We start from the raw sequence: 12,050 nt of genomic DNA, 5'->3' as shown, positions 1-12,050 counted from the left end.
CGGCGTACGATGCGCGCGTGGAGGCAGCACGGGGGCGGGGTGTCGGGCCGCGCACGGCGCGGGCGTTGGTGGTTTCGGTGGCTGCGGCGCTGGCCGCGGCGCACCTGCTGAAGGGGTTCGGGCGGGTGCCGGCGGAGCCGGTCGCGGGGGTGGCGATCGTGGTCGGCTGCCTCGCGCTGGTGGCCCTCCAGCTCCGGCACACCCGGCCCGACCCCGTACGGGACCCGGCCCGGGCGTGCTGGACGGCCGTGGAGCTGGCGGTCGCCTTCGTGGCGGTGGGCGCGCTCGACGTCTCGATCGGCCTGCTCTGCCTGCCCGCCGCCTCGCTGCTGCTGGAGCGCCGCCGACTGCTGCTGCCCCTGCTGGCGGCCGGTGCGGTGCTGGTCGAGGCGACCCGGGCCGCCGGGGTCCGGGACACCGTCGACATGCTGCTGACCGTCGCGCTCGGCGGCACCATGCTCTACGCCGTCACCACGCTCGCCCTGCTGGCGACCCGGGTCCACGCCGCACGGCTCACCCTCGCGGCCTCGGCGGTCACCGACGAGCGGCTGCGCATCGCGTCCCGCCTGGGCAGCGGGCTGTCCGCGGGGCTGGCCGAGATCCACGACCTGGCCGCCCGGCGGGAGCCGTCCGCCCTGGACGCCCTGATCGCGGCGGCCCGCCGGACGCTGGCGGCCGCCCGGGCCACCGCCGCCGAGCTGCGCAACCTCTCGCTGGCCCCGGAGGCGGCGAGCGCCCGCGCCCTGCTGGCCTCGGCCGGGGTCGCGGCCGACATCCGGATCGGGCACCGCGAGCCGCTCGGACCGGCCGGGACGGTGCTGGCGACGGTGCTGCGCGAGGCGGTCACCGGCGTGGTCCGGGTGGGCGACGCCCGCCGGTGCGAGGTCTCCACCGACGAGCGGGCCGGGACGGTGAAGCTGCGCGTGGTCAGCGACGGCGTGCGGACGGCGGCGCTCGGCGCGGACGTCCTGGCCGGCCTCGCCGACCGGGTCCGCGAGGCCGGCGGCAGCCTGACCGCGGGGCTGGAGCCGGACGGGCGCTTCGCCGTGGAGGCGTCGGTGGCGGCCGCCGCCGCCCCGCCCGCCGCCGATCCGCCCGAGCTGCGCACCGCGCTCGGCCTGTACTACTTCCTGCTCGCCGTGTTCTGCGCCAAGGCGCTGCTGTTCGTCCCCACGCCCCGGCTCGCCCTCGGGGTGGGGTGCGCGGCGGCCTTCTGCGCCTTCCAGGTCCGGTTCTCCATCCAGGACGCGACCCGCCACGCCCGCCGCGCCCTGCTCGCGTCGGCGGTGCTCGCCCTGCTGCCGCTGCCCTGGCTGGGCCGGAACTGGATCGGCGCGGCCGGCATCCTCGCGGGCTCGCTGCTGATCGCCCTGCCGCTGCGCGCGGGCGCGGCCCTGGCCGGCGCGCTGGTGGTGGCCGCCGGGGCGATCGGCGGCTCCGGTCCGGCGGCCGTGCTGATGACCGCCGTCAACGTGCTGATCACCTGCGTGGTGGTGTACGCGGTACTGCGCCTGGTCCGGTTGGTGCGGGAGCTGCAACGGGCGGCGGCCGGGCTGGCCCGGGCCGTCGTCGTCACCGAGCGCCTGCGCGCCGCCCGGGACCTGCACGACCTGCTCGGGCACGGCCTGGCCGCGATCCTGCTCAAGGCCGAACTCGCCCGGCGTCTGACGGACGCCGACCCCGACCGCTGCCGGGCCGAGCTGGCGGACATCGTGCACCTGGCCGGGCGCGGGCAGGTCGAGCTCGGGGCGCTGGCCGACGACAGCCCCAGGCTGTCCTTCACCACCGAACTGGCCTCGGCGGCAGGTGTCCTGGAAGCCGCCGCCATCACGGTGGAGCTGGACGACGAACCGGTGCCGGCCGCGGCGGGCGCCGTGCTGGGCGTGGTCCTGCGGGAGGCCGTGACCAACATCCTGCGGCACAGTCGCGCCCGGCACGCCCGGATCGCCACCTCGGTGGCCGGCGGCTCGGCGCGCCTGGAGGTGGAGAACGACGGCGTCCCGGACGGTGTCACCGTGCCGGGTTCCGGGATCGGCGGTCTGACGGTCCGCCTCGCCGAGGCGGGCGGCACCCTGGCCGCCGGGCCGGACGACGGGTGGTACCTGCTGCGCGCCGAGGTACCGCTGGACTGACCCGCCGGGCCCCGGAGCACCGCCCGCGGCCGGCCCGGTATCACCGCCGGCGGGCGGCCCCCGTCACAGCCAGCCGGCCTCCCGGGCGATCCGCACCGCGTCCGTCCGGTTGCGGGCGTTCAGCTTGCCGACGACCGCGGTCAGCACGTTGCGCACGGTGCCGGTCGACAGGTGCAGCCGGGTGGCGATCTCGGGCGGCTCGGCGCCCTCGGCGAGCTCCCGCAGCACGTGGTTCTCGCGCGGGGTGAGCGGGTTGTCCGCCAGGTCCCAGGCGGCGACGGCCAGCCCCGGGTCCAACACCCTTCCGCCCGCGGCCACCTGACGGATGGCCGCGACCAGCTCCGCCGGCGGGACGGTCTTCAGCAGGAAGCCGTCCACCTTGGCGTCCAGGGCCTTGCGGAGCAGCCCGGGGCGGCCGAGCGAGGTCAGCATCAGCGTCCGGCAGTCCGGCAGCTTCTCCTTCAGCGCCGCGGCCGCCTGCAGGCCGTCCAGCCGGCCCGGCATCTCGATGTCCAGCACCGCCACGTCGGGCAGGAAGACCATCGCCCGGGGCACCACCTCGTCGGCCGAGTCGGTCTCCGCCACGACCTCCAGGTCGGGCTCCAGTTCGAGGAGCGCCACCAACGCCCCGCGTACCACGTGCTGGTCCTCGGCCAACAGGAGTCTGATCATGTCCCGACCCTACCCGTGACGATGTCACGGGTGCCGCGTGATCGCGTCCCTGGGAGGGGGGTTCACGGGTCGGCAGGCTGGAGCACATGAGCGAAGCGATCACTTTGGACGCCGTGAGCAAGGTCTACGGCAAGGGGCGGGGTGCGGTCGCCGCGCTGCGCGAGGTGACGGTGCGGCTGCCCAAGGGCGGCTTCACCGCCGTGATGGGGCCGTCCGGTTCGGGCAAGAGCACCTTCCTGCACTGCGCGGCGGGGCTGGACCGCCCGACCGCCGGCACCGTCCGGCTCGGGGACACCGACCTGTCCCGGCTGAGCGAGACCAAGCTGACCGAACTGCGGCGGGAGCGCGCCGGTTTCGTGTTCCAGTCGTTCAACCTGATCTCCTCGCTGACGGTCGAGCAGAACGTCACGCTGCCGCTGCGGCTGGCCGGGCGCCGGGCCGACGCCGGGCGCCTCGCCGACCTGGTCCGCCGGGTGGGCCTGCAGGAGCGCACCGGGCACCGGCCCGGGCAGCTCTCCGGCGGCCAGCAGCAACGCGTGGCCATCGCCCGGGCGTTGATCTCGAACCCCGAGGTGGTCTTCGCCGACGAACCCACCGGCGCGCTGGACACCATGACGGCCCGCGAGGTCCTGACGCTGCTGCGGCAGACCGTCGACGAGCTCGGTCAGACCATCGTCATGGTCACCCACGACCCGGTCGCCGCGTCCTACGCCGACGAGGTGCTGTTCCTGGCCGACGGCCGGGTCGCCGACACCATGTCCGGGCCGACCGCCGCCAAGGTCGCCGACCGCATGATCCGCCTGGGAGCGTGGAACCGATGATGCTGAGCCTCGCCCTCACCACCCTCCGGCACCGCCGGGCCGGGTTCGTCGGAGCCTTCGTCGCCCTGTTCTGCGCCGCGGCCCTGGTCTGCGGCTGCGGGACCCTCCTGGTCACCGGCCTGACCGGCACCGTCCGGCCCGAACGCTACGCGGCCGCGCCGATCGTCGTGTCCGGGGACCAGGACGTGCACTCCTTCGTGGACAAGGGCAAGGGGAAGGTCAAGGAGAAGGCCAAGCCGATCGCCGACCACGCCTGGGTGCCGGCCGCCCTCGCCGACCGCATCGCCGCGCTGCCGTCGGTGCGGGCCGTCGCCGCCGAGGTGACCTTCCCGGTGCTGCTGCCCGCCGGGCCCACCGGCAACTCCTGGGGCCACGGTTGGGAGTCCGCCCCGCTGGCCGGACTCACCCTCGCGGCCGGCCGTGCGCCCGCCGCCCCCGACGAGGTCGTCGTCGACGCGGCCACCGCCGCCCGGGCCGGGCTGGTGCCCGGTGCCACCACGGCGGCCCGGACGGCCGCGGGGACGCTGAACCTCCGCGTCGTCGGCGTCACCGCCCAGGGGTTCGACAGCCAGGCGGCGGTCTTCTTCGCGTCCGACCGGGCCCGACTGCTCGCCGGCCACGACGGCCTGGTCAGCGCGATCGGCGTCTTCCCGGCCGCCCCCTCCGCGGCGGCGGACGTCCGGGCGCTGCTCGCCGCCGCACCCGCCGTCCCGGCCGCCGTGGCCCGCACCGGCGACGACCGCGGGCTGGTGGAGTTCCCGGACGCCGCCAGCGCCCAGGTCCGCCTGGTCAGCATGGGCGCCGTCCTGGCCGGCACCTCGCTGCTGGTCGCGCTGCTGATCGTGGTCGGCACCTTCGGCCTGTCGATCCAGCAGCGGCAGCGGGAGATCGCCGTCCTGCGGGCCGTGGCCGCCACCGGGCGGCAGGTCCGCAGGATGATCGGCGGTGAGGCGCTCGTCGTCGGCCTGGCCGCCGGAGCCCTCGGTGCCGCCGCCGGCCTTCCCCTCGGCGGCTGGCTGCACGGACGCTTCGTCGCCCTGGACGTGATCCCGGCGAACCTGCCGGTCGTGCTCTCGCCCTTCCCGGTGCTGGCCGCCGCCGCGGCCACCCTGCTGGCCGGCTGGGGCGCGGCCCGGATCTCGGCCCGGCGCGCCACCGCCATCAAGCCGGTCGAGGCCCTCGGCGAGGCGGAGATCAAGCCGCCCCGGCCGGCCTGGACCCGGATCGGGTTCGGCGTGCTCGCCACCGCCGCGGCCGTCGTGCTCACCGCCCTGCTGACCGTCCTGCACTCCGACCAGGCCTCGACCCCGACCTGCTTCATCGCCGTCCTGCTCTGGTGCACCGCGTTCTCCCTGCTGGGCCCCCTGGTGGCCAGGGTCGGCACGGCCCTCCTCGGTCTGCCGCTGAGGGCGTCCCGGGTCGGCGGCTACCTCGCCGTCCACAACCTCCGGGCCGGGGCGCACCGGCTGGCCTCGGTGGTGACCCCGCTGACCCTGCTGATCGCCATGGCCTGCACCATCCTGTTCACCCAGACCACCACCGGGCAGGCGGCCGCCGCCCAGCGGGAGCGCGGCAACACCGCCGACTTCGTCGTCGGCCCGCACGCCCCGGCCGGCGCCGCCGGGTCGCTCGCCGCCGTCCCGGGCGTCCGGACCGTGACCCGCGTCCTGCACAGCCAGGTCCGCGACGGACTGACCAAGCGCAGCGTGCAGGCGGTCACCCCCGAGCGCCTGACCGACACCCTCGACCTCGGTGTCACCGCCGGTGACCTCGGCGCGCTGAAGGACGACACCGCCGCGGCCGCCGACGGGCTGGGCTACCGGCTGGGCCAGCGCGTCCGCCTCACCCTCGCCGACGGCACCCCGACCGAGGTCACGGTGGTCGCCCTCTACGGCCGCGGCCTCGGATTCGGCGACCTCACCCTCGCGCACCACCTGGTCGCCGCCCACGTCGACGTGCCGCTCGACGACGAACTGCTGGTCCGCGGCGACGGCCTCACCCGGCAGGCCCTCACCGCCGCCCTGCACGGCGACCCCGGGCTCGGGGTGCTCGACCACGCCGCCGCGGCGGCCTCGGAGAACCGGACCGGCGTCCAGATCGGCTACGTCACCCTCGGGCTGATCATCGCCTTCGTGGCCATCGCCGTCCTCAACACCCTGGCCATGAGCATCTCCGCCCGCCGCCACGAGTTCGCCGCGCTCGCCCTGACCGGCGCCACCCGCCGTCAGATCCGGCGGATGCTCGGCTGGGAGACCGTGGTCTCCGTCGCCCTCGCCGGTGTGCTCGGTCTCGCCGTCGCCTTCGCGGTGCTCACCACCTACGCAGAGGGCATCACCCGCGGCACCGCGGGGGCCGCCGTGCCCGTCAGCGAACTCGCCCTGGTCCTGCTGGGTGCCGCCGGGCTCGCCGCCCTCGGCACCTGGCTCCCCGCCCGCACCACCCTGCGCGGCCTCCGCCGCCCGGCGTGACCGCTCCCGCCACCCCCGCCGCCCCCACCGCCGCCTGTCGGCGGCACCGCCCGGCCGGCGCCCCACCCGGGGCGCGCCCTCCACCGGCCGAAGGCCCGGACCGCTGAGCGGTCCGGGCCTTCGCCGTGAGCGCCCCGCGGCCCGCGCCCCGCACCCCCCGACCGGGCCGGGCCGAGCCGAGCCGAGCCGAGGACTTTCTAGCGCCGCTAGACATTCAAGCGGCGACACATCTAGCATTGCGCCAGAACCTAGCGGCGCTAGACAAGCTCGCGCGCCGCACCGGAACCCTGGGAGGGGACATGCAGAACGCACTCGCCGTCGTCACCGTCGTGGTCGTCGGCCTGCTGGTGGGCGTGGAGTTCGCGGTGGCGGTCTTCGTCAACCCGATCGTCGACGGGCTGCCGCACAACGGCGGCCTCGCGGCCCGCAGCAACGGGGCCCGGCTGCTCGGGCGGGTGATGCCCTTCTGGTACATCGGCTCGCTGGTGCTCGGGGTGGCCTGGTCCGCGGTGTCCTGGGGCGGCACCGGGGCGGGCCTGGTCGCCACCGCCGCCGGACTGCTCGTCCTCAGCGTGCTGATGTCCGTCGCCCTGCTCGTCCCGATCAACTCCCGGGCCGCGCAGTGGACCCCGGAGAACGCCCCCGCGGACTGGCGGGAGCAGCTCGGCCGCTGGGACCGCCTGCACTACGGCCGGGTGGCCGTCATCGTGACCGCGTTCGTGCTGCTCGTCGTCGCCCTCGTGTGAGGCCGGTCCGGACGCGGTGCGCGACACCGGCACCGGCACCGGCACCGGCACCGGCACCGGCACGACGGTGTCCGATTCGTTCAAGACCGGGCGCGCCGGGGGTGCCTACCGTGGCGGGCATGAAGAGGACATCAACGCCGCGGTTCGGGTTCGTGGGTCTCGCCGTCTCCGATCTGGCCGCCTCGATCGCGTTCTACCGGCGGCTCGGACTGGAGTTCCCCGACGGGGCCGAGGAACTGCCCCACGTGGAGGCCGAGTTGCCGGGCGGGTTGCTCCTGGCGCTCGATCCGGAGTCGACCATCCGCTCGTTCCATCCGCAGTGGCGGCCACCGTCGGGCGGCGGCCGCGTCTCGCTGGCGTTCCGGTGCGCGAGCCCGGCGCAGGTGGACGCGGTGTACGAGGAGCTGGTCGGGGCCGGGTACCACGGGGAGTTGAAGCCGTGGGACGCCTTCTGGGGGCAGCGCTACGCGGTGGTGCACGATCCGGACGGGAACGGCGTCGACCTGCTCGCGCCCCTCCCGTCGGCCGGGGAGCCACCCGCCGGGGAGCCGCCCGCCGGGGAGTGACCCGGGCGGGGATCGGCCCGGCCGTGCTCCGCCGGGTCAACGGGCCTCCCGGCGGGGCAGCAGCGCGGTCAGCGGGGTGCCGGCCAACTCCCGGACGTCGCGGGCCAGGTGGGCCTGGTCGGCGTAGCCCGCACGGGTGGCGGTGTCGGCGAGCGGAGCGCCGGCGCGGGCCAGCGCGAGGGCGCGCTGCAGCCGGAGGATCCGGGCGAGGGTCTTGGGGCCGTACCCGAAGGCGGTCAGCGAGCGCCGGTGGAGCTGCCGGGCTCCGAGGCCGACGGCGGCGGCCGTCGCCGCGACGGGCCGGCCGGCGGCGAGGGCGGTGGCGACGGCCCGGACGAGCGGGTCGACGGGTGCGGCATCGGCGGCCAGGCGCAGCGCGAGGTCCTCCAGGACGGCCGCCGGGTCGGGCGCGGCGTCGATCCGCCCGGTGAGGCGGCGCACCCTGGGGCCGTCCAGGACGTCGGACAACTCGACCCTCCGGTCGCGCAGTTCGTGCGCGGGGACGCCGAGCAGGGCGGGGGCCGCGCCGGGCGGGAGGCGGATGCCGGCCCAGGGGCCGGCCAGGCCGGGGCCGGGGCGGAAGGCGTGGCTGTCCGGGCCGGCGACGAGGAGCCGGCCCGGGGTCCAGAGCAGGTCCATGCAACCGTCGGGCAGCACCAGGCCGGCCGGGCCGTCGGCCGTGTCCGGCCCGACGGCCTGCCGCGTCCACACCACCGCGCCGGACAGCCGGGACGTCCGCTCCGCGTACTCGGGGGCCATGTCACGAGGCTACGCGGGCCCGTCCGGCGACACCCCCGTGGCTGCCGGACGGGCTCCCGCGCGCGGCCCTAGCCGCTCCGGCGGGGAACGGTCCCCGGGCCGCCGGGCGTGGACGGAACCCGAGCGGCTCCGCCCCCGCCCGGAGCCGCTCCGGCGGGATCGGCCCCCGGCGGGATCAGGCCCGCAGGTGGCCGATGACGGATCCGGCCGCCGTGACCAGCGCGTCCCTGACCTCGTCGATGTGGTCCGTGACCTCGAAGCCGTGCTGCCCGTGCGGGACGTCGATCAGCTGCAGGTCGACCTTCGCGTCCTGCGCCGCCACGACGAAGCGCTCGACGGTCGCCGCGATGGCCTCGCCCTCCAGTCCGGCCCGGGTGAGCACGACGGGCAGCCGGCCGGCGCCCGCGACCGCCTCGGCCGGGCGGAAGCGCCGGTCGACGGCCTCCCAGCCGGGCAGCGGCGCCAGCACCGGATAGTTGGCGGCCAGGCAGCGCAGCCAGGCGGGCGGCGCGGCAAGCCAGTCGGTGGTGAGCAGACCGCCGCCGGAGAAGAACCAGAGGGCGATCCGGTCGCCGTCGACCCGGGGGTCGGCGCGCAGCGCGTCGACGGCGGCGGCGATCTCCGCGGCGGCCTGCGGGTATCCGAGGAGGTCGTGCAGCCCGTGGCCGACGACGGCCCCGACGACGCCGAGGCTCGCCGCCCAGCGGCCGTAGCCGGTGTAGATCGGCCAGTCCTGCGGCCGCTCGTCGGCGGGGACGGGGCCGCCGTGGACGAACAGGACGGCGGGCTGCGGCCCGTCGGCCCGCGGCAGGTAGAGGTCGAGGTTGCCGATGCGCTCGCGCGGGCAGTCCGGCAGCGGGTGCTCGGGGGTGTCGAGGACGTGCGGGCGGTGGAAGGCGGGCGTCCCGTCGGTGTCGGGCGGGCTGATCCGGTGGCCCTCGCCGGCGGCGGCCCGCAGCAGCACGTCGGCGAGGTCGTCGGCGCGGGAGAGCATCGGCCAGTGGCCGGTGTCCAGGTCGAAGAAGGTCACCCGGGGGTCGGCGAGCGGGCGGAACTGCGGCATGCCGGTCGCGACCATGGCCTCGACGGTGGCGGTGCTGATGCCGCCCGCGGTGCCGAAGACGCCGGTGGTCGCTACGGCGGCGACGGCGCCGGTGAGCCGCAGCGGTTCGGTGAGGGTGGCCACCGGCTGGCCGGCGGCGTGCGCGGTGAGCCGGTCGAGGTCCTGGTCGGTGAGGCCGGCCGGGCTGCCCCAGCGGTGCCAGTCACCGCGTCCGGGGGCCGGGAGCAGCCCGTCGGCGGGGATGGCAGCCGGGTCGAGCAGCAGTTCGCGGGCGGCCTGGTCGGGGACCAGCTGGACGGCCCGGTCGCCGTCCGTGGGCAGGCCCGCGTCGAGGTAGACGATCCGGGCGATCCGGTCGGCGCGGAGGTCGGCGGCGCCGAGCACCGGGTGGATGCCGTAGTCGTGGCCGACCAGGACGAGGTCGGGGTCGGCGACGGCGTCGATCAGGCCGAGCACGTCCGCGACGTGGGTGTCCAGGGAGGCGTGCGGGGCGGGCCGCTCCCCCAGCCCGGTGAGCGTGGCCGCGTGGACCTCGGCTCCGGCCGCCCGCAGCCGGTCGGCCACCGCCCCCCAGATCCAGCCTCCGGTGAAGTGGCCCGGTACCAGTACGAACGCGGTCATGGTCGACTCCTCGCGGTCAGTGCCTCCGGGGCGGCCGACCGGCCGTCCGGGTTCGTCGGTACCGTAGGAACTCCCCCTGAGGGAGGTTCAAGTCGTGTCACCAGCCGAGTTCTGGAGCATCGGTGAGCTCGCCGAGCACGCGGGCGTCACCGTCAAGACCGTGCGCTTCTACTCCGACCGCGGCCTGCTCCCGGAGGCCGGCCGCAGTTCGGGCGGCCACCGCAGGTACGGGCCGGAGGCGCTGGAACGGCTGCGGCTGATCCGTTCGCTGCGCACGCTGGACCTGCCCGTCCCGGAGGTCGGCCGGCTGCTGGAGCAGGACGAGGTGCTGGGGGACGCCCTGGAGGACGCGGTGGCCCGGCAGCTGCGCGAGCTGGGTTCGCAGCTGACCGCGCTGCGCTGGCGGGAGGCGGCGCTGCGGCTGCTGCACGACTGCCCGCCGGAGGAGCGCGCCGACCGGTTGGCGCTGATCGGCGGGCTGAGCACGCCGCCCGACACGACCGCGCTGGCGCGCTTCTGGCGCCGGATGCTGCCGCCCCGGATGCCGGCCGGGCTGACCGCGTCGATCCTGGACGCGGCCGTCCCGCAGCCGCCGGCCGACCCGACGCCCGGCCAGGTGCTGGCCTTCGCCCGGCTGCACGCGCTCTCCCTCGGGGGCTGCTCGGGCCGGGGCCACGGCCCGAACGAGAAGGCCAGGACGAACCGGGACCACCGGCCGACGGTGCTCTACCAGGGCCTCGAGGGGGCGTACGCGCTGGCCTCGGCTGAGCTGTCGGCCGGGCGGGCGCCGCACCGGGGCGAGGCGCTGGACGGCTTCGTCGACGCCCACGCCGCCTCCTGGAGCACCCGGGACACCCCGGCCTTCCGCACCCGGCTCAGCGCGCTGCTGACCATCACCGACGATCCGGTCATCGGCCGCTACTGGGAGCTGGCGGGCGAGCTGACCGGGCCCGGCGAGACCACGCTCGGCGCGGCCCACACCTGGCTGCGCACGGCGCTGGACGAGCAGGTGACCAGCGAGGGGCCGACCGCCCCGGAGTCCTGGATGCCGTTGCCGCCCGCCCTGGTGGCCGCGACCGCGGAGGCGGGCCCGGCCGGGTGAACGGGCCCGGCGGGTGAGCCGGGCCCGGCCGGGCCGGCCAGGGGCACCGAGCACGCCCGGCCCCCGGGGCAGACCGGACCACCGGCCGGATCAGACCTCCACCGTCGGCGGCTGCTCCCCCTCCGTCCGGCCCAGGTCGATGATCCCGAAGGCCGCCCCCTGCTGGTCGCCGACCGCCGCGAACCGGCCGAACGGGCTGTCCATCGGCCCGAAGTGCACCGTGCCGCCGCGCGCCCGCAGCCGCTCGATCGCCGCGTCGGTGTCGTCCACCGCGAAGTAGACGCTCACGTACGAAGGGACCCCGGGCGGCAGGAAGTCGCCCTCCGCCGCCATCCGGCCCAGCACCGGCAGGTCGCCGACCCGGAACATCCGGTAGTCGACCTGTTCGGTGTCCATCTTCCTGACCCCGTACGGGAAGACGGCGGGGAAGAACGCGTCCGCCTTCGCCGGCTCGCGGGTCACCACCTCGGCCCAGCTGTACGCGCCGGGCTCGCCCTGCTTCTCGAAGCCCTGGTGGGCACCGGCCTGCCAGACCCCGAACACCACGCCGCCCGGGTCCCTGGCGATCACCATGGTGCCGAAGTCGCCGACCTGCATCGGGCCCATCACCAGCTCCCCGCCGTTGGCGCCGATCCGCTGCGCGGTGGCCGCGGCGTCGGGCGAGGCGAGGTACAGGCACCAGGCGGACTGCGCCTGCTGCCCGGGCATCGGCGGCACGATCGCGGCGACCGCCTTGCCGTCCGAGTACGCCTGCGTGTAGTTGCCGTACTCCGACGCGCTCTCGCCGAAGGTCCAGCCCAGCACGTCGCCGTAGAACGCCTTGGCGCCCTCCAGGTCGGTGAACATCGCGTCGGCCCAGCAGGGGGCGCCCTCGGGGAATCCGGCCATCGTTCCAGCCCTCTCACGCGGAGACGTGCGCCCGCGGCGTGCGGCGCACCGGCCCCCCACCGGGCCACCCTAGCCAGAAGGCGGCGCACCCCCGCGGGGGCGTCCGCGCGGGGGCGCCGCCCAGCCCCGGCGGGCCCGGGCAGCCCCCGGCCGGCACCCCCGCGGCCCGCGGCGGCCGCCACCCGGCCCGGCCCAGGCCGGTGGGGCCCCGC

Annotated in this window: 10 protein-coding genes; 6 read left to right on the top strand and 4 right to left on the bottom strand. The window is 76.7% G+C overall.

Annotated features, from left to right (window positions below; all coding sequences use genetic code 11):
* Nucleotides 1-77: 77 nt before the first annotated feature.
* A complete protein-coding gene (locus ACIRS1_RS09035; protein WP_402838049.1) occupies nucleotides 78-2,132 on the top strand; it encodes a histidine kinase in 2,055 nt (684 codons plus the stop codon).
* A gap of 63 nt (nucleotides 2,133-2,195) precedes the next feature.
* Here ACIRS1_RS09035 and ACIRS1_RS09030 read toward each other — a convergent pair whose 3' ends face one another.
* Nucleotides 2,196-2,804, bottom strand: coding sequence for a response regulator transcription factor (locus ACIRS1_RS09030; RefSeq protein ID WP_360205612.1), 609 nt, complete (start codon nucleotides 2,802-2,804; stop codon nucleotides 2,196-2,198).
* 86 nt (nucleotides 2,805-2,890) lie between these two features.
* On the opposite strand from ACIRS1_RS09030, the gene ACIRS1_RS09025 reads away from it, so the two are divergent.
* The 4 genes from ACIRS1_RS09025 (at nucleotide 2,891) to ACIRS1_RS09010 (ending at nucleotide 7,405) form a co-directional block, all read left to right on the top strand.
* Nucleotides 2,891-3,625, top strand: coding sequence for an ABC transporter ATP-binding protein (locus ACIRS1_RS09025; protein WP_387900647.1), 735 nt, complete (start codon nucleotides 2,891-2,893; stop codon nucleotides 3,623-3,625).
* On the top strand, nucleotides 3,622-6,093 hold the full coding sequence (locus ACIRS1_RS09020) for an FtsX-like permease family protein (protein WP_402838046.1): 2,472 nt from the start codon (nucleotides 3,622-3,624) through the stop codon (nucleotides 6,091-6,093). Before ACIRS1_RS09025 ends, ACIRS1_RS09020 begins: the two co-directional genes overlap by 4 nt.
* A gap of 299 nt (nucleotides 6,094-6,392) precedes the next feature.
* Complete coding sequence (locus tag ACIRS1_RS09015; protein WP_360205617.1) at nucleotides 6,393-6,839, top strand: DUF1772 domain-containing protein; 447 nt, start codon at nucleotides 6,393-6,395, stop codon at nucleotides 6,837-6,839.
* Nucleotides 6,840-6,958: 119 nt separating this feature from the next.
* A complete protein-coding gene (locus ACIRS1_RS09010) occupies nucleotides 6,959-7,405 on the top strand; it encodes a VOC family protein (protein WP_396317019.1) in 447 nt (148 codons plus the stop codon).
* A 36-nt stretch (nucleotides 7,406-7,441) separates the two neighbouring features.
* On the opposite strand, the gene ACIRS1_RS09005 is transcribed toward ACIRS1_RS09010, so the two are convergent.
* Together ACIRS1_RS09005 and ACIRS1_RS09000 are read right to left on the bottom strand one after the other, a co-directional pair.
* Complete coding sequence (locus ACIRS1_RS09005; RefSeq protein WP_402838043.1) at nucleotides 7,442-8,164, bottom strand: helix-turn-helix domain-containing protein; 723 nt, start codon at nucleotides 8,162-8,164, stop codon at nucleotides 7,442-7,444.
* Nucleotides 8,165-8,339: 175 nt separating this feature from the next.
* Nucleotides 8,340-9,848 (bottom strand): alpha/beta fold hydrolase, encoded by a 1,509-nt coding sequence (locus tag ACIRS1_RS09000; protein ID WP_402838041.1) that lies wholly within the window; start codon nucleotides 9,846-9,848, stop codon nucleotides 8,340-8,342.
* Between the two features lie 94 nt (nucleotides 9,849-9,942).
* Here ACIRS1_RS09000 and ACIRS1_RS08995 point away from each other — a divergent pair, with 94 nt between their 5' ends.
* Nucleotides 9,943-10,950: a MerR family transcriptional regulator gene (locus ACIRS1_RS08995; protein ID WP_402838039.1), complete on the top strand. Its 1,008-nt coding sequence runs from the start codon at nucleotides 9,943-9,945 to the stop codon at nucleotides 10,948-10,950.
* A 90-nt stretch (nucleotides 10,951-11,040) separates the two neighbouring features.
* On the opposite strand, the gene ACIRS1_RS08990 is transcribed toward ACIRS1_RS08995, so the two are convergent.
* Nucleotides 11,041-11,838, bottom strand: a complete 798-nt coding sequence (locus ACIRS1_RS08990) for a VOC family protein (RefSeq protein WP_396317014.1) — start codon at nucleotides 11,836-11,838, stop codon at nucleotides 11,041-11,043.
* Between the last annotated feature and the right edge of the window lie 212 nt (nucleotides 11,839-12,050).

It is taken from the genome of Kitasatospora sp. NPDC101176, assembly GCF_044768035.1.
Classification (GTDB): domain Bacteria; phylum Actinomycetota; class Actinomycetes; order Streptomycetales; family Streptomycetaceae; genus Kitasatospora.
The sequence above is the reverse complement of the archived record's forward strand: the minus strand, read 5'-3'. Positions and strand labels throughout refer to the sequence as shown.